Source organism: Flavobacterium sp. CG_9.1 (assembly GCF_015751645.1).
In the GTDB taxonomy this organism is placed as follows: Bacteria; Bacteroidota; Bacteroidia; order Flavobacteriales; family Flavobacteriaceae; genus Flavobacterium; species Flavobacterium xanthum.
The window spans coordinates 1-24,328 of sequence record NZ_JADOVC010000040.1 but is presented as its reverse complement, the minus strand read 5'-3'; the positions used below and the strand labels follow the sequence as shown (position 1 = coordinate 24,328).

Here is a 24,328-nt window from a genome sequence, read left to right as displayed (position 1 = left end):
CCTCGAAAAAGGCATCAATTTGATTCTCCAAATGAAGTATATTTACAATTATTAAACAATAATCAGGAATTCGCATTTATTAATTGAATCCACCTTTGTATTTGTATTCACTTTCTTGTTATCTAATTTCTCAATCTCTTGTTTGAGATTATTGTTTTCAGCTTTCAACTTAAAAATATTGTTGTCCAAATTTTGTTTGTCAAAGTTTAATTCATTGATTTTAGTTTGTAATTCGTATTCGCTTTTAAGAAATGAATTCTCTTTGATAGTTGTTCCAAGCCAATAAGAAAATCCAATAATACCAAATAATGCAGTGAAAAGTCCTATTGCTTGTCCAATAGGCAAGTTCTTTATTAATCCAAAGAGTTTATTTATAGTAATTTCGTTTAATTGTACAGTATTTTCTTTTAGTTTCTTTATTTCAACGTTCTTGACATTTATGTCGGATAGCAATTCATTGCGGTCTTCTAAATTTTTATTTGAACTAGAAATGACTTCCATTAATCTTGATTTCAGATTTTTATTTTCCTGTTCAAAAAATCTTTCTTTTTCTTCGACTAAACTGTTTTGAATTTCGCTGAACTCATTTATTTGTTCGATATATGAATCAAGATACTTTTTTGCTTGAAGTTTTCCTCTCTCTAATACACTCGAACTTACTCCAGAATAAGGTGAACTGAACGAAATGCCATTTATTTGTGTCATTTAAAATCTAATCCACCAAATATGTCCTTAAGATTGTCTTCAGTCGTATGTTTCCAAACCTTTGGTTCAAATCCATATACGTCAATTTCGCTCTTTCTTTTTTCGAGAATTTCAATTGCTTTATCTTTCGGTATCTTTAATTCCATTTATTATTTTTTCTGTTTTTGGTAACATTACACACAACTAGTATATATGCGCTACGCAGTAGCGCTTATCTACCCAAATTTGGGTGTATAGGCGCTACTGTGTAGCGCATTATTAACAAATATAAATAATAAATTTAGTACAAATCATCAAATAGTCTTTTTATTTTTTTGCCGTTTTTTTTCATAGTGAATGCATATCCGTAAACGAACTATTTTAGCACAAAACCCCTAGCCCTGACCGAAGCGAAAAACGCATGACGGTTGCGCACCGCTTTTTCTGGTGGTGGCAGAGCGACCAAAGGAAGCTCCTGCCAGCGCCTAGAAAAAGGGTGGGCGACCAAATGCTTTGTAGCGTAGGGCGGGAGTGGCTCCTAAAAAAGATCCTAAAAAAGATCCTTAAAAGATCCTGAAATAAATTCAGGATAAAAAAAAACTCCACTACTTGCGCAGTGGAGTTTGGGTTGTCCTGAAATAAAAGGGCTTAGTTCACCAATACCCATTGTCCTGAAGCGATTAGGCTTTCGGCTTTTTTGTATTTCATTTCTTGTACTTGTCCGGTAGCCACGTTTTGAATACTAACAGTATCGTTGCGATTGATTTTTGGCATATCTCTCGTAATCGTTTCGGTTATTTGTCGTTGTTTGGTTTCACCAGCTTCGCGATTTGCAGCTTCGCTACTTACAATTTCATCTTTACTCAATTCGTAATCTTCTCTTGGAGCAGCGTCAACTGCTTCTTGAATTTGTTGGTTTTCTTGAGCGGGTAAATCGCCTTTAAACAAGAATGAAATGACTTCTTTATTCACGTTTTCAATCATAGCTCTAAACAAATTGAATGCTTCCAGTTTGTAAATAAGCAAAGGATCTTTTTGTTCGTGAACGGCTAATTGAACGGATTGTTTCAATTCGTCCATTTTACGCAAGTGTTTTTTCCAAGCTTCATCAACAATAGCCAAAGTGATGTTTTTCTCGAAATCAGCAACCAGTTGCGCCCCTTCAGACTCATAAGCGGCTTTCAAATCCGTAACTACATTTAACGATTTTATTCCATCTGTAAACGGAACTACAATACGCTCAAATTGATTGTTTTTATCTTCGTAAACACTTTTTATAATTGGAAAAGCTTCTCTGGCACTTCGCTCCGTTTTTTCGGTGTAATATTCTAATGTTGCTTTGTATACTTTTCCGGTTAATTCCATTTCGCTCAACTTGGTGAACTCACTTTCGTTAACTGGTGAAGTTATAGAGAAATAACGAATCAATTCAAATTCATAATTTTTGAAATTATTGGTTGCTTTGTTTTGATCAATAATTAACTCGCAAGTATCATAAAGCATGTTGGCAATATCCAATTTCAAACGTTCTCCAAACAACGCATGGCGACGACGTTTGTACACTACTTCACGTTGTGCGTTCATGACATCGTCATATTCTAACAAACGCTTACGAACACCAAAATTATTTTCTTCTACTTTTTTCTGCGCACGCTCAATTGATTTGGTCATCATCGAGTGTTGAATCACTTCTCCTTCTTGCAAGCCCATTCTATCCATTACTTTAGCGACTCTTTCAGAACCAAACAAACGCATTAGGTTGTCTTCAAGAGAAACGTAAAATTGAGAACTTCCGGGATCACCTTGACGTCCTGCACGACCACGCAACTGGCGATCCACACGACGGGAGTCATGACGTTCCGTACCCACAATGGCTAATCCACCTGCTGCTTTTACTTCAGCAGATAATTTAATATCGGTACCACGACCAGCCATGTTGGTAGCAATAGTTACCACACCTGGTTTTCCTGCTTCTTCTACAATTTGAGCTTCTTGTTTGTGCATTTTTGCATTTAATACATTGTGCGCAACACCTCTCATTTTTAACATTCGGCTCAATAATTCGGAAATCTCTACAGAGGTTGTTCCAATAAGTACTGGTCTTCCTGCTTTAGATAATTCCGTAACATCTTCAATAACGGCATTGAATTTTTCACGAGTGGTTTTGTAAATAAAATCCTCTTTGTCTAACCTTGCCATTGCTCTGTTCGTAGGAATTTCTACCACGTCTAACTTATAGATTTGCCACAATTCACCAGCTTCCGTTACTGCAGTTCCAGTCATTCCGCCCAGTTTGTTGTACATTCTAAAGTAATTTTGTAACGTAACCGTTGCGAACGTTTGAGTAGCCGCTTCGATTTTTACATTTTCTTTAGCTTCAATGGCTTGATGCAATCCGTCAGAATAACGACGCCCATCCATGATACGACCCGTTTGCTCATCTACAATCATGATTTTATTGTCCATGATTACATATTCTACATCTTTTTCGAATAAAGCATACGCTTTTAAAAGTTGTGTCAAGGTGTGGATGCGCTCACTTTTTACACCAAAATCCTGAAACAATTTTTCTTTTTCTTCAGCTTCTGTGTCTTTATCTAGTTTTTTCTTTTCGATAGCTGCAATTTCAGTTCCAATGTCTGGAAGAACGAAAAAATCAGAATCGGTATCTCCGGATAAGTATTGAATACCGTTATCTGATAATTCTACTTGATTGTTTTTTTCTTCAATAACAAAATACAAGGCTTCATCAATCTTGTGCATTTCTCTTTTGTTATCCTGCATGTATTGATTTTCAGTTTTTTGGAGCAATTGTCTAATTCCTTCCTCACTTAAAAACTTGATCAATGCTTTGTTTTTTGGTAACGCTCTGTAAGCTCTCAACAATTGGAATCCACCTTCTTTAGTATTTCCCTCTTTTATTAATTTTTTAGCTTCAGATAAAAAACCGTTGGCCAGTTGGCGTTGTAACGCAACTAGATTTTCGATTTTTGGTTTTAATTCATTGAATTCATGACGGTCACCTTGTGGAACGGGTCCTGAAATAATCAATGGTGTTCTAGCATCATCAATTAATACAGAATCGACCTCATCGACAATGGCATAGTTGTGTTTTCTTTGCACTAAATCATTTGGCGAATGCGCCATATTGTCTCTTAAATAGTCAAAACCAAACTCATTATTCGTTCCGTAAGTAATATCAGCGTCGTATGCTTTTCTTCTTTCGTCAGAATTAGGTTGGTAATTGTCGATACATTCTACTGTCATACCATGAAATTCAAACAAAGGTGCTTTCCAAGTACTATCTCTCTTTGCTAAGTAATCATTTACGGTAACAAGATGAACTCCATTTCCTGTCAATGCATTTAAGTAAAGAGGTAAAGTGGCTACCAATGTTTTTCCCTCTCCTGTTTGCATTTCGGCTACTTTTCCTTCATGTAAAACCATTCCGCCAACTAATTGTACGTCGTAGTGAATCATGTCCCAAGTAATTTCTTTCCCAGCTGCACTCCATGAATTAGCCCAGATAGCAGTATCTCCATCTAAAGTAATGTAACTTTTTGTAGCAGATAGTTCTCGGTCTTTTGGAGTAGTAGTAACTACAATTTGTGAGTTGTCTTTGAAACGTCTTGCTGTTTCTTTGACCACAGCAAAAGCTTCAGGAAGAATTTCCATCAATGTTTTTTCTGATATATCGTAAGCTTCTTTTTCCAGTGCATCAATAGCGATGTAAAGATCTTCTCTTTTATCTATATCAAGAATGCTTTCTACTTCCTGTTTAAGGGCAGTAATTTTGGCATCTTTTTCAGAACGATCTTGTTTTATTTTATCTTTGAAAAATGCGGTACGCGCTCTAAGTTCATCATTTGATAATGACATTAAAGGATTTTCAAAAGTTTTAATTTTATTAAGATAGGGTTGTAATGCTTTTACATCCTTTTGTGACTTATCGCCAACAAAGACTTTGATAATACTGTTTATGAAACTCATAATATATTTTATTTCTAATTGTGTAATTCTGTAAATTTAAACCAAAAAAAAGCCTCTTTTGAGACTTTTTTATTGGTTTACTTTTTAATATTCATCCTCATTCCAAAGATAATCTTCGTCCGTAGGATAATCTGGCCATATTTCTTCCATTGATTCATATATCTCGCCTTCATCCTCTATAGATTGAAGGTTTTCTACCACCTCTAATGGAGCTCCTGCTCTAATAGCGTAGTCAATAAGTTCGTCTTTGTTGGCAGGCCACGGGGCATCACTTAAATAGGAAGCTAATTCTAATGTCCAATACATCTGTTGTCGATTTAATTTTGTGCAAAAATAAATTTTTTACTGAAAAAAACAAGTAAAAAATGATTTATTTTTAGTTAAAGTTAAGAACGTTTTATTTAGTTTAAAGTTTCAGGTTTGAAGTTTAAAGTTTTCGTACTGAATACTGAGCACTGCAAACTGAATACTACTTTCTCGGAATCCATTTCACCTCGTCAGCGTTCAGGTCATGAGACAACTTCCGTGCCAACACAAAAAGATAGTCAGAAAGTCGGTTTAGATACTTAATAGCGATCTCTGCAACGGGTTCATTATGGCTTAAATGGACTGCTAAACGCTCTGCTCTGCGGCATACGCAACGTGCTATATGACAATATGACACAGTAGTATGTCCACCAGGAAGCACGAAATGCGTCATTGGTGGAAGTGCCTCTTCCATAGCATCTATTTCATTTTCCAATAATTCAATGTCAGATTCGATGATTCCTAATTTTTTCAAACGAAGTTCTCCGTTTTTCTTCACTTCTTTTTCAGGTGGCGTCGCAAGAATAGCTCCCACCGTAAACAAACGATCCTGAATTTCAATAAGAATTTCTTTGTAATGCGCATTCATTTCCTGATCGCGAATTAAACCGATGTGAGAATTCAACTCGTCAACCGTTCCGTAACTTTCTATACGGGCATGGTCTTTTGGGACACGAGTTCCCCCAAAAAGGGCCGTTGTTCCTTTATCTCCCGTTTTTGTATATACTTTCATCTACTGGATATTTGATTTTAAAAAAACAAATTTAGGCTATTAATTTTACTATTGATGCAACAAATCGTTCCAATGAATTTTCGCTTAGATTGAAATACAGATCGGGTTCAATACATTCCACTTCCATTAGGTAAAGTTCTTGGTCAATTAAAATACCGTCGACGCGAGCATATAGTAAATCTTCTTTAAAGGTATCGACTACTTTTTGCGCTTTTTGAATCATGTCCTGACTTGGATGCACCAAGGTATAAATTCCTCCAAAAAGAGATTGAACCCTAAAATCGCCATCAACCGGTTTTTTATTCACTGCATGAGAGAATTTTTTGTTGAAAAAGATAAAGGAAGTTTCGCCTAATGTTTGAATCTGAGGCATGAATTGCTGTACTAGTAATTCTTTTTCTAAAGCAATAGAAGCATATTGTTGGTTTATTTCTGTACTATTTGCTACTTCAAAAACTTCTGTTAGATAGGAACCTGCTGAAAAAGCAGGTTTTATGACTGCTTTTTTCCAATGGGAAGGAATTCGTTTTACAAGATCAAGATGGTTTGTTTTATCTATAAAAAGAGTGGGCAATATTGTGATTCCTTGTTGCTCCATTTCCCGCAAGTAAAACTTATGGATGTTTTGCTTAATCACTTCGATCGGGTTTAGTGTTTTGATTCCTAATTTTTCTATGTGGTCCAGCCAAAGTTTAAACTCGGTTTCTTTCTCGAAATAATCCCAAGTATTGCGAAAAATTAAATAGTCGTAATCAGTCCAATTGATATTTTTGTTGTTCCAGATAACAGCGGAAGATTCTATCTTGTGTTGGGCGAGTGCTGGAATTATTTTTTGGTCTTCGGGATTTAAATCGGGAAGTTTTTCGCAGGTTAATAGGGCGATTTTCATTTTTTAAAGTGATGTTTGGTAGTAGTAAACGCAATTGTAATTTGGATTTTCTAGCCCGGATAACAGTGGAAATCCTTTTCTAAAAGCTTCCAGCCTTTTGAGGGCTGAAAGGTTTTAGAAAAGATTGTAGCGGATAGCCGGAAAAAGCTCCTGAAAAAAAAACTATTTGGTAGTGTCGCTTTCTATGAGTCCATCACGCAAACGAATGACGCGATTGGCATAAGCGGCGATTTCCTCCTCATGTGTTACTAAAATTACAGTATTTCCATTGGCGTGGATGTCTCCAAAAAGTTTCATGATTTCTAATGATGTTTTACTGTCTAAATTTCCAGTAGGTTCATCTGCAAGGATGATTGAAGGTTTATTGACCAATGCTCTAGCGATGGCTACACGCTGGCGTTGCCCTCCTGAAAGTTGGTTGGGTTGGTGATCCATTCGGTCAGATAGATTTACTTGATCCAATACTTCGGAGGCGCGCTTGTTTCTATCTGATTTAGAAAACCCAGCATAAATCATGGGTAAAGCCACGTTGTCTAATGCAGTTGTTCGTGGTAAAAGGTTGAAAGTTTGGAAAACGAACCCAATTTCTTTGTTGCGAATTTCTGCTAATTCATCGTCTTTCATCTGGCTTACATCCTTTCCATTTAAAATATAAGTTCCGGAAGTAGGGGTGTCTAAACACCCTAATAAATTCATTAAGGTAGACTTTCCAGATCCTGAAGGTCCCATTAGTGCTACATATTCTCCTTTGTTGATCTCTAAATCAATGCCTTTAAGAACATAAACGATTTCATTTCCTAATACAAAATCTCTTTTGATATTAGTTATTTTTATTAGCGGGTTTGCCATTAGAATGTATGATTTTTAACCTTTGACGGTGCGCGGGTTGCTATTAATTTAGATTTTAAAAGTACAAAAACTTTTGAACTACTAATAAGTAGTTTTTTTTTTAATTTGTTACAGTACGCAAGCACTGAAATTTAGATCCTGTATAATTTTGTGTTTTTCAATTGTTTTTCATTTAAACTGATTTTTAAGTTTATTGATAAGCATAAACTGAATTTAAAGTTTTACACAATTCTAGTCTCGTTTTGTATAATTCACACTTTTATCTTTTTTATTTCACAATTATATTAATTTTTTATATAATTTTTTGTTATTTATTAAACATAGAGCAAAGTTATTTACATTTGTTTAAGAAATAATTAATCAAAACTTAAATTATGAAAAATACGAAATTAGCATTAGGATTAGCGGTAATCGCTATTGGATTTACATCTTGTAAAGATGAAAAAGCGGAGCAAGCAGAAAAAAAAGTGGATAGCTATGTAATGTACGTAGATTCATTAGGTAATGTTGCAGCAGCAGATGCTGAAGGAAACTGGGAAGGCATAGAAGCATCGTACCAATTAAGAGCAGGAGAAGCTGAAGCTGCAATTGCTAACATGAAAGATAATGTTGATGCGCAAGCACGTCTTGATGCAAGTAGAGCAAAATACGAAGCTTTGAAAGCGAAGGTAGAAGCTCAACAAATGGCAGCACAAGCAGCTGCAGTAGCTACTGCACCTAACAGCAAGCAGCAAATGAGGAATGCCTTATTTGGTGAAGGTAAAATGGGTGAGGACATGAATTTTAGTTGGGTAAATGCTGCAAACATTCATAATGTGTACCAACAATTTATTCATACCGTTGAAGATAACAAAGATGTATATTCTCGCGAAGACTGGGATGAAATCAAATTGATGTATGAAGCACTAGATAGCAGAAAGAATACTGTTGAAAAAGAAGGACTTTCAGCTGAAGACAATAGAAAAATTTCTGGTTTGAAAGTGAAATTTGGCCCAATGTATACTTTGAATAGAATGGGAGCTAAATCAGGAGAAATGAAAAGAGCAAAAGAATAAGGAATAATTCATTCAAATAAGAATGACAGTCAGCAATGGCTGTCATTTTTTTTTGGGTTAAACCCGAATCACAAAATGTTCTTTGGGCTGTTCTCTCCTAAAAAATACCAATCCCCACTGGAATGTGTCAATAGTGACTGTGACTTGCGGGTGACTTTTAATAATTTCCCAAGCTTGTTCCATTTCTTTCGACCAATGAATGTCATCGAATATCCAAACGGTTTCATTAGTCACGGTTGAAAGTAATAGTTCGAAATACTCCAGTGTAGCTTTTTTGGAGTGATTTCCGTCAAAGTAAATTAAGGAAAAGTGTTCTGTGTTTTGTAGAGAGTGTTCAGTTGCAGTATTCACAGATGAATTCCGTTTCTCTAAATAAGAATTAAACGTTGTTACTATAGATGCTACATTGTTATAATTGAATGTTTGCAATTGCAGTTGAGCAATTTTTGCTGTTTCCGGGCAGCCTTCCAGCGTTGTTATTTTTGCTTTTAAATTCCCTAATGAAAGCGCAGCCGTCGCTAATCCTAGCGAAGTTCCAATTTCTAAAATAGAGTCAGGCTGAAAATAATGGGTGATTCTAAATAATAATTCGGCTCGCTTCGAAGAAATTCCCGCTGTTTTTGCAATCTTAGAAATAACTCTTGTATTGGATTTGAAAACTTTTGAACCTGCACCAAAGTCTGTTACTTCAATTGTATTATTGTTTGCTAGAAGCGAGTTTCTATACTTTTTTAAAAATGTATATTCCGGTTTTGATTTTTTGTCATAAAAACATTTTGTCAACAAACTAAAAACAAACGGAGAATGTACGGCATGCTCATTTTTTGAGTGCCATAGGAATTGTAAATACGATTTTATTTGAAATAGCATAGTTATTGTAACGCAAAGATTCGCAAAGCAAAAACACAAAGATACACGGAGATTTATTAAAATTTGAAAATCGAAAAATAAACTTTGCGAGGCTCTGCGTTTCCTTTGAGATTCTTTATAAGATTTATTTTATTTCACAGAGTTGCACAAAGTGAAAACGCAAAGATACACGGAGGTTTACTGAAATATGAAAATCAAAAAATAAACTTTGTGAGTTTCTGCGTTTGCTTTGAGGATCTTTGCGAGATTTTTATTCTTTCACAGAGTTACACAAAGCAAAAACACAAAGACATATGGAGATTTATTGAAATATGAAAATCAATAAACTAAACTTTGCGAGTCTCTGCGTTTCCTTTGAGGATCTCTGTGAAATAGCATTTTGACTTTGAAACTTTCCGATTTTAAAAAGTCTATATTTGCGCGCTTAGAATTTGCACCAGAATTATATTCACTTTTTACAATAATGATTGAACTAACAGATACCAAAACGGCCATAACTTCAGACGAAATAGAGAAATGTATCGCCATTTTAGCACAATTAAATTCCGATACGGACCAAATATTTGATATCCCTAAAGATCAACGAACGGCATTAATCAAAGCGGCAGGTCAGTTTTCTAGACCCAATCGAGAAGAGCTTTCCCGTAGAAAAAAAGACGGAAAATTAGTCGCTAAACGCAAAAAAGAAAAGCAAGATAGAACCGCCCGAAAAGAGACAGGAATTCGATATGCTCGCGAAGCTAGTATTTTTGTGGCGCCAAAATTACTGGCTTTTAATGATCTCGCCCACAAAGAGCAGTTGGAGCTGGAAACTCCACGAAACTGTTACGTTTGTAAAACCGAGTTTACTAAAATGCACCACTTTTATGATACGATGTGTACCGATTGTGGCGATTTTAATTATGCCAAACGGTTTCAAACCGCTGATGTAAAAGGGCAAGTTGCCGTTATCACAGGTTCGCGTTTGAAAATTGGGTATCACATTACGTTGATGTTGTTGCGCGGTGGAGCTACTGTTATTGCTACAACTCGTTTTCCGGTGGATTCTGCTTTGCGATTTTCTAAAGAAGATGATTTTGCAGATTGGGGACATCGCCTCAGAATTCATGGATTGGATTTGCGACACATTCCTAGCGTGGAAATTTTCTGCAATTTTATCGAGCAAAAATACGAACGACTGGATATACTGATTAATAATGCAGCGCAAACGGTGAGACGTCCAGCAGGATTTTATGCACATTTGATGGAAAACGAAGAACGTCAAATCGCATCCTTGACTAAACAAGCGCAAGAATTATTGTTAGATCACACGGATTGTTTGGAGGAATTAAAAGTGTTAACCATTGGGATTTCTTCCAATCAAAATATGCCGGTGACTTGGCACGGACCAGAGCCAGGAATTGGTTTGCGGGCTTCCGCCAAATTATCTCAAATTCCATATTCGTTTGATAATGCATTGGTGGCGACTGAAGTTTTTCCAGAGGGAGAGCTTGATGCCGATTTGCAGCAAGTCGATTTGCGGAAAACCAATAGTTGGAGATTGAAACTAGGCCAAATCGAAACTACCGAAATGATCGAAGTGCAGCTCGTTAATTCCGTTGCGCCTTTTGTATTGTGCAACCGTCTTTCGGAAGTTATGAAAAAAGACAATACAGGAAAAAAACACATCATCAATGTTTCAGCAATGGAGGGTAAGTTTCATCGTTTTTTTAAAGAAGCCCGTCATCCGCATACCAATATGGCTAAAGCGGCTCTGAATATGCTGACACACACTGCAGCAGGAGATTTGGCGAAAGCCGGAATTTTTATGAATGCCGTGGATACCGGTTGGGTGACTGATGAAGATCCAGCTGAACTAGCAAAAAGAAAACAGGAAGAAGAAGATTTCCAACCGCCATTAGATATTGTAGATGGTGCGGCACGCGTGATGGATCCGTTGTTTGATGGAATCAATACCGGAAAACATTGGTGTGGGAAGTTTTTGAAGGATTACAATCCTATTCCTTGGTAAAAAAACCTCTAACCCCCGAAGGGGGAATTAAAAAGGTTATAGAATAAAAGAACCACAGCAGAATTGGATTTTGTTGTGGTTTTTTTTCAACTTAGTATGCAAGTATTAAAAACTGCCTATCTAGTTTTGTTTAAAGATGCAGCATGACGTTTGTCGTAATTTGCGCAATCCTTTCCTAAATGGAATATGCCAAAAACGATAAAGGCTATTAGTATAAATATACGCATTATTTTAACTGGTTTCCTTGATGATGAATCAGAAAGAGGGAGATATTTTTTCATTTCGATTTTTATTATTTATTAGCTAATGTACAAAAACTTTTTAAGATTATAATTTTAAATAAAAACCCCAACATTTTCAGTACCACTAAAAGTGTTGGGGTTTTAAATAATATAAAATGTTTACTTTTATTCCCTTCGGGGGTTAGGGGGCTATCCTTCTATCTTCGCGCTCAGCTCAAACCATCTTTCCTCTTTGTCTTCAATTTTGTTGATGATATTTTCGAGTTCTTTGGCTTTCTTTTCAATGTCGGCATCAGCCACTTTACCATCGGCGAATAACTGCTCGATTTTAGTTTTATCTAGCTCCAAATCCTTGATTTCTCTTTCAAGCTTTTGGTATTCTTTTTGCTCATTGAAAGTTAAATTTCCTGTTGGGTTGTTTTGCTTCCAGTCTTTTTTCTCAGCTTTGTTTTCCTCTTTTTGAGCTACATCAGCACTATCTTCATAGGCTCTAAAATCAGAATAATTCCCAGGAAAATCTTCAATAACACCTTTTCCTCTAAAAATGAATAAGTGATCTACAATTTTATCCATAAAATAACGATCATGGGATACCACTACCAAACATCCAGGGTAATCCAAAAGAAAACTTTCCAAGACATTCAAAGTCACAATATCCAAATCATTCGTAGGCTCATCGAGAATCAAGAAATTTGGATTCTGAATCAAAACGGTACACAAGTACAAACGCTTTAATTCACCACCACTCAATCGGTCAACGAAATCATATTGTTTCTTGGCATCAAAAAGAAAGCGCTCTAACAATTGTGAAGCCGAAATCATTCTTCCTTTCATCAATGGAATAAATTCACCGTATTCCTTAATAACATCAATAACGCGTTGTCCCGGCTTTGGGTTAATACCACTTTGGGTATAGTAGCCTAGTTTTATGGTTTCACCAATCACTACTTTTCCGCCATCAAGCGGAATTCCACCAGTCAATAAATTTAAAAAAGTTGATTTTCCTGTACCATTTTTTCCAATAATCCCAATGCGTTCTCCCGGTTGAAAGTCAAAACTGAAATTATCCAAAATCACATGGTTGTCAAATTTCTTGGAGATTTTGTGAAGCTCGATAATCTTGCTTCCCATGCGTTCCATGTTGATTTCAAGTTCCACTTTATTTTCGCGACGGCGACTTTGTGCTTTTTCCTTGATGTCATAAAAATCATCCTGACGCGATTTAGATTTGGTCGTTCTCGCTTTTGGCTGACGGCGCATCCATTCCAATTCCTTCACAAAAAGATTCTGTGCTTTATCGACACTGGAATTTTCGGAAGCGATGCGTTCCTCTTTTTTCTCTAAATAATAGGAGTAATTTCCTTTGTAGGAATATAATTTTCCGTTGTCGAGTTCGATGATTTCGTTACAAACACGTTCCAAAAAGAAACGGTCGTGCGTCACCATAAACAACGTAATATTTTCTTTGGCAAAATAAGTTTCTAGCCATTCAATCATCTCTAAATCTAAGTGATTCGTAGGTTCATCTAAGATTAATAAATCCGGACGGTTGATTAAAATAATAGCTAATGACAAACGTTTTTTCTGGCCACCAGAAAGGTTTTTTACTTTCAGTTTAAAGTCTTCCAACTTTAATTTGAACAAAATTTGTTTGTATTGCGTTTCAAAATCCCACGCATTGTGTTGGTCCATTCCGTCAAAAGCTTTTTGATACGCTTCTTCGTCTTCTGGATTTTCTAATGCTTTTTCGTAGGCTTCAATAACTTTCAAAATCTCATTATCAGAGGCAAAAATGCTTTCTTCAATGGTCAATTCTTCCTGCAAATTATTGTTTTGCGACAAGAAAGCCATTTTGATGCCTTTTCGCAACACCACTTGTCCGGTATCCGACTCGTCTAAGCCATTAATAATGCTCATAATAGTGGTTTTTCCCGAACCATTTTTGGCTATAAAAGCAATTTTTTGGTCTTTGTTAATTCCAAAAGAAATGTTTTCAAAAAGTGTTCTTTCCCCAAAAGATTTGGATATATTCTCGACTGATAAGTAATTCACAAGGCTAAATTTTTGGCAAAAGTAAACTATTAAATGACTAATTGCGAATAGTTTGTTTGAATATGAAGCTTTTCAAGACTTATTGATTAAGAAAATTACCTAAAAACGGACTTAAATCCAGTTGGTGCAATTGCGGTGTTACATCGACTACTGGTTTTCTGACAAAATTTTCATTGGTCAAATAAAAATGTAGGCCATCTAGCGTAGCGATGCCTTCTATTTGATGAAAAGGAAGTGCAATTTTGATCTTTCTTTTATTGCCAGAGAAAAAATGAGTTGTCTTGTAATCGTATAAAAGGTAAATAAAAGGCGATAAAAATCTATTGTATCCTGATAAAACAAGTAGTTGTTTTTTAGGTAAATAGGTTGCTCCAGTAATTAATCCTTTTGTGTTATAAGTCTCTTTCAACTTGGCAATGTAAGTACCTGGAATTTTTGGCACGGCATATACACTGGTTTTTTTATGCTTCCATTGCTTCGTAAACAAATAAATACTGTCATCGGAAACAATAAAAGCTTCGCAGTCAAAATCAGTAGTATTAGCAGGTTTTTTATTAAAATTAGTTTGATTGGAATAGGAAAACGAAATGGTATCAATCCTCTGAATCGGTTTTGAAAGTGCTTCCTTCTCGATTCGTAAAACACGAAGATCCTTTCTGTTTCCGCTGGCATTATTTCCAAAATCACCTATGTAAAAATAGTTATTGTCTTGCGCTATTTCCTCCCAATCTGTGTTTGATACTTTTTTGAGCGGTATTTTATTTTTAATAATACCAATTGTGTCAACGCCATAAAGAACTGTATCGGTATCGTCATTGATTGTCCAAAAGAGCGAATCACTTTGTGTTAAACCAGAAGTTTCTTTTAGACCTGCATTTAATTTTACAGAATATTTTGGCTTGATTTTTACCGAAGCATAGTGGCAACTGCCATCATTTGTGGTAGCTTTTGGATTGTAATTTTTTGAAAGTGGATCCGTACATCCTGAAATTTGGGATTGAACAATGCTAGCGGTTAGTAGCGATAATAATAAGAGTGTCTTTCTCAATGCTTCAATTAGATTAGGTTTAATACTTCCTTCTATCTTTCAAAAGTAAGCGATTTTAAAGACTAAAGAAGGAATTGAGAAAGAATGATTTTTGTTTACATGAATTTGAAGTAGCACGTTTTCTCTCGAAAAAAGAATTCTAACTTAGTCGATAGGAAAACAATTTGTGATATAGAAATGTCAATTAACCGCAATAGACAAGCAACAAATCTTGTTTCTCTAGTTTTTTGAAGGAAATAAAATCACAATTATGCTTAACTTTGGAAAAAAAAAGGAAGAGCCTCTCAAGAGGAGTGAAAAATCTTTCGATAGAATACATGGTAAGTAAGTGATTTTAGTATTTGTAGAAACTTTTGGTAGCATGCATCTCATTAAAAATAACACTTTTATACTTTTAAAACACTAAAAATGAATCTTAATATCCCGGATACTTTAGAAAAAAAAGCTGTTTTTGAACAACTGGTAGCAGCTTTAAAAAAGGAAAGCTTTACGATTGAAAAACAAGATGAGACAAGACCTTGGGGAGGTTTTTTTGTTATTGATGAAAGCCAAGCTCCTGAATTTGCCGCTGCATTTTTTCCGCATCTTGATCTGAAAACAATTAAAATTACCAATAAGTTAAGCCCAAAGATTCTGGTAGTTGCGCCTCACAAACGTTTGTCTTGGCAATATCACTTTCGCAGGGCAGAGTTGTGGAAGATACTTTCAGGAGTTGTAGGGGTGAAAACCAGTTTGACAGATGAAGAAGGTAAGATTCAGCAACTTATACCAGGAAATTTTATCCAACTGGAAAAAGGGGAACGACACCGTTTAATAGGTTTAGATTCTTGGGGAATTGTAGCTGAAATTTGGCAACACACTGATGCTGAAAATCCTTCAGATGAGGATGATATTGTTCGTTTGCAAGATGATTTTGGACGATAAATAGAAACCGTGTATTTTTTTTGGAATTATTGTGGCTTTACATCTTAAAATCTATCTTTGAAAATGCAATTATCAGTTATTATCCTTAATTATAACGTTCGCTATTTTCTCGAACAATGTGTTTTAAGCGTTCAAAGTGCATTAGAAGACATTGATGGCGAGATTATTGTCATCGATAATAATTCGCAGGATGATAGTTGTCAAATGATGAGGCAACGCTTCCCAAACATAAAACTCATTCAAAACAAGGAGAATGCTGGTTTCTCGAAAGCAAATAATAGCGCTGTTGCTGAAGCTTGTGGGGAATATATTTGCATTCTCAATCCTGACACCGTTGTTGCCGAAGATACGTTTTTAAAAGTGTTGGCTTTTGCCAATAAACAATTTAATTTAGGGATTATAGGTTGTAAACTGATTGATGGAACTGGCAATTTTCTGCGTGAAAGTAAGCGGGGTGTTCCCACGCCTTGGGTGGCTTTTACCAAAATCACTGGATTGTATCGATTGTTTTCTAAATCACCACTTTTTGGGAGTTATTATGCGCAACATTTAAACCAAGATCAAACTGGAAAAGTTGCAATTTTGGTGGGTGCTTTTATGCTGATGAAAAGAGAGTTGTATCGTGAAGTAGGTGGATTCGATGAAAATTGTTTCATGTATTCCGATGATATTGATTTGTCCTACATGATTTCTAAAAAAGGGAAATTCAATTATTATTTCCATGAAACGACTGTTGTTCACTACAAAGGCGAAAGTACAATCAAGGATGGGACTTATATGAAGCGTTTTCAAGAGGCCATGAACTTCTTTTATCAAAAACATTTTAGTTCCGATGGTTTTAGTTCCGCATTTTTTTCTGTTTTTATGAAAATGGGAATTGTATTTTTTTCTTTTGTAAAAATGTTTCAAGGGAAATCCAAAGTAAAAAGCAGTCCAAACTCCTATCTTTTATTTTCATCTAACGAAAAATTAGCAGATAAACTCCGCGTTGTATTGCAAAAAAAAGTATCGTTTCACGATTTAAAAACAGAAAAAATGGTAAATTCGTCTTCTATTAAAAATAAAGACCGAGTGGAAATTATTCTGGATAACGAATTCCTTTCATTTAAAGAAAGTATTGCTATTCTTGAATCTTTAAAGAATACAGGCTTTACGTTTAAAATAATACCAAAAAAAGCTAATTTTTTAATAGGAAGTAACAATAGTAGCGAAAGAGGTGAGGTTATTAAAATCGAGTAAAAAATTGCATTTAATGTAATTTATAATTGAAATATTTAGTAATTTCGCAAACTGAAAATCAAAATTACCTTTTAGGTTAACAATATGGCAAGATTTGAATTAAAACTTCCTAAAATGGGAGAAAGCGTTGCAGAAGCAACCATTACAAATTGGTTGAAACAAGTTGGAGACAAAGTAGAAGCCGATGAAGCAGTACTTGAAATTGCTACTGATAAAGTAGACAGTGAAGTGCCAAGCGAAGTTTCGGGAATCTTAGTCGAACAATTGTTTGGAAAGGATGATCTGGTTCAAGTAGGTCAGACTATTGCGATAATCGAAACCGAAGGCGGTGACTTGGTATCAATCGTTAAAGAAGCGGTACCTGCTGCTGTCGTAGCTGAAGTTGCAAAAACTGTTGATGCTGCTAAAGAAAGTGTTGCCGCTCCAGTTGACTTTTCTGATTCTGAAAAATTCTTGTCGCCTTTAGTGAAAAATATCGCCAAAGAAGAAGGGGTTTCTGTTGCGGAATTAGAAGCGATTTCAGGAACTGGAAAAGAAGGAAGAGTAACTAAAAATGATATTTTAGAGTACGTAAAAAGCAGATCAAATCAGCCAGCTGTGTCGACTCCGGTTGTGGCAGTTCAAAAAATAGTTTCGGCTCCAGTTGCTCAAAAAGCGGCTCCAGTATCAGTAAGTGGTGGAGACGAAATTATTGAGATGGATAGAATGCGCAAATTAATTGCGGGTTATATGGTGGCTTCCGTACAAACATCTGCGCACGTACAATCCTTTATAGAAGTGGATGTGACGAATATTGTGAGATGGAGAGAAAAAAATAAAAATGCTTTTGAAAAAAGAGAAGGGGAGAAGTTGACGTATACGCCAATTTTCATGGAAGCAGTTGCAAAAGCACTGAAAGATTTCCCGGGAATGAATATTTCTGTAGATGGTGATTTCATTATCAAAAAGAAAAACATCAACCTTGGAATGGCAGCTTCGTTACCTAACGGAAACTTAATTGTTCCTGTTATTAAAAACGCAGATCAATTGAATTTAGTAGGAATGGCCAAAGCGGTAAACGATTTAGGAGGTCGTGCTAAAGCTGGAAAACTAAAACCAGATGATACGCAAGGTGGAACTTATACAGTAACGAACGTAGGTACTTTTGGAAGTGTTTTTGGTACACCAATTTTAAATCAACCACAAGTGGGAATTTTAGCATTGGGAGCTATTCGTAAAATGCCAGCAGTTATTGAAACTCCGGAAGGTGATTTCATAGGCATTCGCCAAAAAATGTTCTTATCGCACAGTTACGATCATCGTGTTGTAGATGGTGCATTAGGAGGTAGTTTTGTAAAACGTGTAGCTGAATATTTAGAAGCTTTTGACGTCAACAGAGATATTTAAAAATAGATAATAGTATTTTAGACCCGACTCGTTTTTATAAATTGGTCGGGTTTTTTGTTTTTGTCATGTTTTTTAGAACTTTAAAGGTCAAAGGTGAAACAAAATTAATCCCAAATTTCTATATTTGTAATCACACAAAAATTAAAAATGGAACTCAAACTCAATAAACCAATTTGCTTTTTCGATCTTGAAACAACTGGAATAGATATCGGAAAAGATAGAATTGTAGAAATCTCAATATTCAAAGTTTTTCCAAACGGAAATAAAGAAAGTAAAACATGGTTAGTGAATCCAACGATTCCAATTCCGGCGCAAACCACAGCCGTTCATGGAATTACTGATGAAAAAGTGGCTAATGAGCCTACTTTTAATGAGTTGGCTGCGCAAGTTTACAATATGATAAAAGACAGTGATTTGGCTGGATTTAATTCGGATCGTTTTGATATTCCGTTGTTGGCGGAGGAATTATTGCGTGCTGGAGTAGATTTTGACATGAAGGGAAAAGTGTCAGTAGATGTTCAGACTATTTTTCATAAAATGGAAGAACGAACGTTATCTGCAGCTTTAAAATTTTATTGTGATAAAGGATTGGAAAATGCGCATTCTGCGGAGGCGGATACTATGGCAACCTATGAAATCCTGAAAGCGCAATTGGATCGCTATCCTGAATTGGAAAATGACATGAAGCTACTTTCGGAATTTTCAACAAGAAAGAAGATTGCTGATTTTGCAGGAATGATTGCTTTTGATAAAGATAATGAAGAGATTTTTGCATTTGGAAAGCATAAAGGAATCAAAGTGGATAAAATTCTGGAAACAGAGCCTGGTTATTTTAGTTGGATTCAAAATGCTGATTTTCCTTTGTATACTAAAAAAGTATTGACTGCTATCAAACTTCGAAAACTGAATAATAAATTTAGCTAATTTTGAACTCTTCCATTATTTAATAAAGTACGAAATGAAAATTATTTGCATAGGTAGAAATTACACCAATCATATCGAAGAATTGCATAACGAAAGACCTACGGAGCCCGTGGTTTTTATGAAGCCGGATTCGGCTGTTTTGTTGAAGCAGCATCCATTTGTGATTCCTGAATTTTCAGAAGAGGTGCATCATGAAATTGAAATTATTGTCAAAATTAGCAAAGTCGGTAAATACATCGAACCTAAGTTTGCTCATAAATATTATGACGAAATTAGTGTTGGAATCGATTTTACTGCTCGCGATTTACAGGATAAGTTAAAGGCTAAAGGATTGCCTTGGGAGAAAGCCAAAGCATTTGACGGTTCGGCAGTACTAGGTGAATTTTTGCCTAAAAGTCAATTTAGTTCATTAGAAAATATTACTTTTGAATTAACAAATAACAGTAAGACCGTGCAAATGAGTAATTCCGGTCTTATGTTGTGGAAAATTGATGAGCTTATTTCATACGTTTCTCAGTTTTTTACGTTAAAAATTGGTGATATTATCTTTACAGGAACTCCGGAAGGGGTTGCAACAGTAAAACCCGATGATGTACTAGAAGGATTTTTAGAGGGACAACAACTATTTAGAATACAAGTAAAATAATGGCTATAAATTACAACCTTTCAAAAGTGTACGCACTTTCAGACAACGATCCAGAATTTGTAAACGAAATTCTAACTTTGTTTGTTACTGAAGTTCCAGAAGATTTATTGCAAATCAAAGAAGGAATAAAAAAGAAAGACCACAAGCATGCTTATGCTTATGCGCACAAGATAAAACCAACGCTTGATTTAATGGGTTTAAATGTGGCTTTTGAAGAGATTCTTCAAATCGAAGCGTGGACCAAAGCCGAGGGAAAAAAGAAAGACATCAAAGAAACTTTTAAGAGTGTGAAAAATCAAGTGAACGACGCGATCAAAGAAATCAAAAAAGACTTTGATTTGTAATATTACGTCTTGACTCACTGAAAAGTATGTCGGGCTACTCGTTGCGATTATTCTGGTCTCGTTTTAATACTTTGATGAGAGAAGATTTTCGCTTTGAACAAATTTCAAGAAGCTCCGATGAAAATAAAATTAGGTAAAATACTTCCTTAAGAAAAAGAGAAATGTGCTAACTATAGTATGTTTCTCTTTTTGATTACAACGGTATAAAATAAATAGAATTAGAAAAATGAAAGCAACCATAGTTACCATTGGTGACGAAATTTTAATAGGCCAAATTGTAGATACTAATTCTGGTTTTATAGCCAAGTCATTGGATAAAATTGGCGTTGAAATCAATGAAATGATTTCGATAAGTGATGATAAAGCGCATATTTTAGACACTTTTGCTGCGCTACAAAACAAAGTAGATTTAGTGATTATCACGGGCGGTTTGGGACCAACCAAAGACGATATTACAAAGAAGACATTTTGTGATTATTTTGAAGATGAACTAATTGTTGATAAAACAGTAGAGAAGCATGTAGTCGAGCTTATTGAGCGGGTTATGAATAGAGCAGCATCCCAAATTAATAGAGATCAAGCATTAGTCCCTTCAAAATGTACGGTCTTGCATAATCAAGTGGGGACAGCGCCTGGAATGTGGATGAAAAAAGAGAATACTGTTTTTATTTCTCTTCCCGGAGTTCCTTATGAAATGAAATATATAGTAGAACATGAAATTATTCCAAAAGTAATTCGGGAATACGAGCGTCCTTTTATAATTCATAAAACCATTCTGACCTACGGTCAAGGCGAAAGTATAGTAGCGGAACGAATAGTGGATTGGGAAAATAATCTTCCAGAATTTATTAAATTGGCCTATTTGCCAGCACCTGGAAGAGTTCGTTTGCGTCTTTCGGCACGGGGTACTAACAAAGAAAAATTAGAAGCTGCTCTAGCTGAAAATGTAAAGTCGCTGGATCTTTTAATCAATGATATTATCGTGGGTTTTGACGATGATGAGACGATAGAGGTTGTAGTGGGTAAAATGCTGGTAAAACAAAATAAAACGTTATCAACAGCTGAAAGTTGTACTGGAGGTAAAATCGCACAGGTTTTGACCGCTATTGCTGGTGCTTCAAGTTATTTTAAAGGGAGTGTAGTTTCCTACGGAACAGAGGTTAAAATTGATGTTTTAGGCATACCAGAAAGTCTCGTAAAGGAATATTCTGTGGTGAGTAAGGAAGTAGTTTCGGCGATGGCTTTGAGTGTTAAAAAGATGATGAAAACAGATTATGCAATTGCGACAACGGGAAACGCAGGACCATCAAAAGGGGACTCTAATGCTGAAATTGGGACTGTTTTTATTGCATTGGCAACGCCAAGCGAAATAATTGTTGAAGAATTTAATTTTGGTCAACCCCGTGAAAAAGTGATAGATAGAGCAGTAATTAAAAGTTTAGAGCTGTTGCAGAAAGAAATTTTAAAAAATGTGCGTTAATAATGTTGGTTAATAGGTTTATTTTTCTTTTCTTTGCACCCTGATTTTGAATAACGATAAAAGATAAGTATAATGTCAAGAGTTTGTGACCTTACAGGTAAAAGAGCGATGGTAGGAAATAACGTTTCTCACGCTATGAACAAAACTAAGAGAAAATTTTCTGTGAACTTAGTTAAAAAGCGTTTTTATCTTCCAGAAGAAGATAGATGGATTACTCTTAGAGTAGCAGCATCTACGATAAAAACAATTAATAAAAATGGAATCGCTGCAGTTTTGAAAAAAGCGAAGGCAGAAGGATTTATTAAATAATCCCTTCCAAAATAAAAAAATAGCAAGATGGCAAAGAAAGGTAATAGAATCCAGGTAATTTTAGAATGTACTGAACACAAAACATCAGGTGTTGCAGGGACTTCAAGATACATAACAACAAAGAACAAAAAAAATACTCCAGACAGATTAGAGATTAAAAAATTTAATCCAATCTTGAAACGTGTAACTGTTCATAAAGAAATTAAATAATTATTAGTCATGGCAAAGAAAACAGTAGCAACCTTACAGACAGCTTCTAAGAGATTATCAAAAGCCATCAAAATGGTGAAATCTCCTAAAACAGGTGCATATACATTCGTAGAATCTATAATGACACCAGAATCAGTTGATGAATTCTTGAAAAAGAAATAATATTCAATTAACATTATATAGAAAAGCTACTTTCATTCGGAAGTAGCTTTTTTATTTTCTATATTTACCATTAGAAAACGTATTGGTTCTTTGGACTTAAATACTTCATTCTTAATACTATTTATACAATGAGTTTTTTCAAAAGAATATTTTCATCAGAGAAAAAAGAAACATTAGACAAAGGTCTTGAAAAATCAAAAACAAATTTCTTTTCGAAGTTAACCAAAGCTGTTGCAGGAAAGTCAAAAGTTGATGATGAAGTCTTAGATAATTTAGAAGAAATCCTTGTTGCATCAGATGTTGGTGTCAATACAACTCTAAAAATTATTACAAGAATAGAGAGTCGTGTTGCCTCAGATAAATATATGGGAATAGAGGAGCTCAATCAAATTCTCAGAGAAGAAATTGCAGCTTTATTGTCAGAGACCAATTCTGGTGAGGGTACTGAGTTTGTAATTCCAATTCAGACAAAACCCTATGTTCTAATGGTAGTTGGGGTAAATGGTGTTGGAAAGACTACTACCATTGGCAAGTTAGCGTATCAATTTAAAAAACAAGGTTATAATGTTGTTTTGGGTGCTGCCGATACTTTTCGTGCCGCGGCGATTGATCAATTACAAATTTGGGCAGATCGAGTAGGTGTTCCTATTGTACGCCAGGGTATGGGTAGTGATCCCGCTTCGGTGGCTTTTGATACCTTACAATCTGCTGTTGCTCAAAATGCGGATATCGTTATTATTGATACGGCAGGTCGATTGCATAATAAAATTAACTTGATGAACGAGTTGACCAAAGTAAAACGAGTGATGCAAAAAGTAGTTGGTGATGCACCACATGATGTGTTATTAGTTTTGGATGGATCAACTGGACAGAATGCTTTTGAACAAGCAAAACAATTTACAGCAGCTACTGAGGTGACTTGCTTAGCTGTTACAAAACTAGACGGAACTGCCAAAGGCGGGGTTGTAATAGGAATCTCAGATCAATTTAAAATTCCAGTAAAATATATTGGTGTTGGAGAAGGAATTGAGGATCTTCAGGTCTTTAATAAGTATGAGTTTGTAGATAGTTTTTTTAAATAGTGATTAGAATGGATTTTTCGTCTTTAAAAAATACACCTCCGATGTATCTTTATTTAGTGAGTATCTTTTCTTTTATATTGGCAAATCTTGTCCGAGATAAAAGTCTTGGTTTCTATTATTTTTTATTGATAATAGGTTTGGTTTTCTTTGTTTTGGGTTTTATGAGACGTTTGAAAACCAAGTAATTTTATTGGTACAAAGCACTTATTTTTTGCCATAAAACGGCATCAAAATCTGATAAGGCAAAAGTTGGATTGTCTGGATTTGCAATATCACCCATTCTGATAACGACCATTTTCTTGCTGGGAACTACATAGATTTTTTGATCATTTTTACCCAATGCCATGTACATATCGGCTGGAGCTGTTGGTATTAAACTACCAGTGAACTGCAGTTGGCTTTGTGGTAAATGATAACTTGATTTTCCATTCAGCCACCATAAATAACCGTATCCTAGATTGATTGTTTGTGAAGTGTTTGTAGCTTCATTTAAAAAGTTTTCATTCACTATCGTGTTACTTTCCCATTTTCCTTTGTTGTAGATTAAAAGTCCAAAACGCGCCATCGAACGCGAATTACTTCCATAAACGGAATTGTTGCCTAACTGAAACCAGGCGCCATCCATTCCTATCTTATCTTTCAATTTGGTATTGAAATAGGAATTCCAAGTTTGTCCGCTGGCTTGCGCGATCACATCCTGTAATTTCACATATACATTGTGATACGCCCAACGCGTTCCTGCATCAGCTTTGTATGTAAGGCTTGTTGGATCAACATCATCTGTACTGTCATCTAATCGTATCCGCCCGACGAACCCCATATTTTTTAGATTAACCTAAGGTAGTAGTTTTGTTCTAAACAATTTAGACATGAATAAAAATGAATTTATGTTA

The 24,328-nt window shown here is 35.3% G+C and carries 23 protein-coding genes and 1 pseudogene; 13 read left to right on the top strand and 11 right to left on the bottom strand.

What is annotated here, in order from left to right; all coding sequences use genetic code 11:
* Positions 1-51: 51 nt before the first annotated feature.
* The 7 genes from IWX83_RS15810 to IWX83_RS15780 all read right to left on the bottom strand — a co-directional run bounded on the left by IWX83_RS15810 (position 52) and on the right by IWX83_RS15780 (position 7,451).
* Complete coding sequence (locus tag IWX83_RS15810; protein ID WP_196831138.1) at positions 52-705, bottom strand: hypothetical protein; 654 nt, start codon at positions 703-705, stop codon at positions 52-54.
* Entirely contained in the window at positions 702-851 is a 150-nt protein-coding gene (locus tag IWX83_RS15805) for a hypothetical protein (protein WP_196831136.1), read from the bottom strand. Before IWX83_RS15805 ends, IWX83_RS15810 begins: the two co-directional genes overlap by 4 nt.
* A gap of 481 nt (positions 852-1,332) precedes the next feature.
* On the bottom strand, positions 1,333-4,674 hold the full coding sequence (gene secA, locus IWX83_RS15800) for a preprotein translocase subunit SecA (protein WP_196831134.1): 3,342 nt from the start codon (positions 4,672-4,674) through the stop codon (positions 1,333-1,335).
* Between the two features lie 84 nt (positions 4,675-4,758).
* Positions 4,759-4,980, bottom strand: a complete 222-nt coding sequence (locus tag IWX83_RS15795; RefSeq protein WP_007138072.1) for a DUF2795 domain-containing protein — start codon at positions 4,978-4,980, stop codon at positions 4,759-4,761.
* A 163-nt stretch (positions 4,981-5,143) separates the two neighbouring features.
* Positions 5,144-5,713 carry a cob(I)yrinic acid a,c-diamide adenosyltransferase gene (locus IWX83_RS15790; RefSeq protein ID WP_196831132.1) on the bottom strand — a complete coding sequence of 190 codons (570 nt, stop codon included), beginning with the start codon at positions 5,711-5,713 and terminating at the stop codon, positions 5,144-5,146.
* Between the two features lie 31 nt (positions 5,714-5,744).
* The gene (locus tag IWX83_RS15785) at positions 5,745-6,602 is read right to left on the bottom strand and encodes a RimK family alpha-L-glutamate ligase (RefSeq protein ID WP_196831122.1); all 858 of its coding nucleotides are present in this window, start codon (positions 6,600-6,602) and stop codon (positions 5,745-5,747) included.
* A 162-nt stretch (positions 6,603-6,764) separates the two neighbouring features.
* Positions 6,765-7,451, bottom strand: a complete 687-nt coding sequence (locus tag IWX83_RS15780) for an ABC transporter ATP-binding protein (protein WP_073355646.1) — start codon at positions 7,449-7,451, stop codon at positions 6,765-6,767.
* 374 nt (positions 7,452-7,825) lie between these two features.
* Here IWX83_RS15780 and IWX83_RS15775 point away from each other — a divergent pair, with 374 nt between their 5' ends.
* On the top strand, positions 7,826-8,506 hold the full coding sequence (locus tag IWX83_RS15775) for a hypothetical protein (protein ID WP_196831120.1): 681 nt from the start codon (positions 7,826-7,828) through the stop codon (positions 8,504-8,506).
* 57 nt (positions 8,507-8,563) lie between these two features.
* Here IWX83_RS15775 and IWX83_RS15770 read toward each other — a convergent pair whose 3' ends face one another.
* The gene (locus tag IWX83_RS15770) at positions 8,564-9,376 is read right to left on the bottom strand and encodes an O-methyltransferase (RefSeq protein ID WP_196831119.1); all 813 of its coding nucleotides are present in this window, start codon (positions 9,374-9,376) and stop codon (positions 8,564-8,566) included.
* A gap of 463 nt (positions 9,377-9,839) precedes the next feature.
* Here IWX83_RS15770 and IWX83_RS15765 point away from each other — a divergent pair, with 463 nt between their 5' ends.
* Positions 9,840-11,387: an SDR family NAD(P)-dependent oxidoreductase gene (locus tag IWX83_RS15765; protein WP_196831117.1), complete on the top strand. Its 1,548-nt coding sequence runs from the start codon at positions 9,840-9,842 to the stop codon at positions 11,385-11,387.
* Between the two features lie 431 nt (positions 11,388-11,818).
* Here the strand turns inward: IWX83_RS15765 and IWX83_RS15760 are convergent, their stop codons facing one another.
* Positions 11,819-13,681: an ABC-F family ATP-binding cassette domain-containing protein gene (locus IWX83_RS15760; protein ID WP_073355150.1), complete on the bottom strand. Its 1,863-nt coding sequence runs from the start codon at positions 13,679-13,681 to the stop codon at positions 11,819-11,821.
* A 79-nt stretch (positions 13,682-13,760) separates the two neighbouring features.
* Complete coding sequence (locus IWX83_RS15755) at positions 13,761-14,729, bottom strand: T9SS C-terminal target domain-containing protein (protein ID WP_196831115.1); 969 nt, start codon at positions 14,727-14,729, stop codon at positions 13,761-13,763.
* Positions 14,730-15,137: 408 nt separating this feature from the next.
* Between IWX83_RS15755 and IWX83_RS15750 the strand changes: the two genes are divergently transcribed.
* The 11 genes from IWX83_RS15750 (at position 15,138) to ftsY (ending at position 23,435) form a co-directional block, all read left to right on the top strand.
* Entirely contained in the window at positions 15,138-15,653 is a 516-nt protein-coding gene (locus IWX83_RS15750) for a phosphoheptose isomerase (protein WP_073355154.1), read from the top strand.
* 63 nt (positions 15,654-15,716) lie between these two features.
* Positions 15,717-16,892 carry a glycosyltransferase family 2 protein gene (locus IWX83_RS15745; RefSeq protein ID WP_196831113.1) on the top strand — a complete coding sequence of 392 codons (1,176 nt, stop codon included), beginning with the start codon at positions 15,717-15,719 and terminating at the stop codon, positions 16,890-16,892.
* A gap of 84 nt (positions 16,893-16,976) precedes the next feature.
* Positions 16,977-18,278, top strand: coding sequence for a dihydrolipoamide acetyltransferase family protein (locus IWX83_RS15740; RefSeq protein WP_073355157.1), 1,302 nt, complete (start codon positions 16,977-16,979; stop codon positions 18,276-18,278).
* Positions 18,279-18,425: 147 nt separating this feature from the next.
* Positions 18,426-19,202, top strand: coding sequence for a 3'-5' exonuclease (locus IWX83_RS15735; protein WP_066078036.1), 777 nt, complete (start codon positions 18,426-18,428; stop codon positions 19,200-19,202).
* Positions 19,203-19,236: 34 nt separating this feature from the next.
* Positions 19,237-19,848: a fumarylacetoacetate hydrolase family protein gene (locus IWX83_RS15730; RefSeq protein WP_196831111.1), complete on the top strand. Its 612-nt coding sequence runs from the start codon at positions 19,237-19,239 to the stop codon at positions 19,846-19,848.
* A complete protein-coding gene (locus IWX83_RS15725) occupies positions 19,848-20,192 on the top strand; it encodes an Hpt domain-containing protein (protein WP_073355160.1) in 345 nt (114 codons plus the stop codon). Before IWX83_RS15730 ends, IWX83_RS15725 begins: the two co-directional genes overlap by 1 nt.
* Positions 20,193-20,418: 226 nt before the next feature.
* Positions 20,419-21,672 carry a CinA family nicotinamide mononucleotide deamidase-related protein gene (locus tag IWX83_RS15720; RefSeq protein WP_196831109.1) on the top strand — a complete coding sequence of 418 codons (1,254 nt, stop codon included), beginning with the start codon at positions 20,419-20,421 and terminating at the stop codon, positions 21,670-21,672.
* A gap of 72 nt (positions 21,673-21,744) precedes the next feature.
* Positions 21,745-21,981, top strand: coding sequence for a 50S ribosomal protein L28 (gene rpmB / locus IWX83_RS15715; RefSeq protein ID WP_073355163.1), 237 nt, complete (start codon positions 21,745-21,747; stop codon positions 21,979-21,981).
* Positions 21,982-22,008: 27 nt separating this feature from the next.
* Entirely contained in the window at positions 22,009-22,191 is a 183-nt protein-coding gene (gene rpmG / locus IWX83_RS15710; protein WP_017495179.1) for a 50S ribosomal protein L33, read from the top strand.
* Positions 22,192-22,200: 9 nt separating this feature from the next.
* Positions 22,201-22,353, top strand: coding sequence for a DUF4295 domain-containing protein (locus tag IWX83_RS15705; protein WP_072675716.1), 153 nt, complete (start codon positions 22,201-22,203; stop codon positions 22,351-22,353).
* A gap of 128 nt (positions 22,354-22,481) precedes the next feature.
* Positions 22,482-23,435: a signal recognition particle-docking protein FtsY gene (gene ftsY / locus IWX83_RS15700; RefSeq protein ID WP_196831107.1), complete on the top strand. Its 954-nt coding sequence runs from the start codon at positions 22,482-22,484 to the stop codon at positions 23,433-23,435.
* Positions 23,436-23,622: 187 nt separating this feature from the next.
* Here the strand turns inward: ftsY and IWX83_RS15695 are convergent.
* Positions 23,623-24,231: pseudogene (locus IWX83_RS15695) on the bottom strand (serine hydrolase); the annotation flags it as partial.
* Between the last annotated feature and the right edge of the window lie 97 nt (positions 24,232-24,328).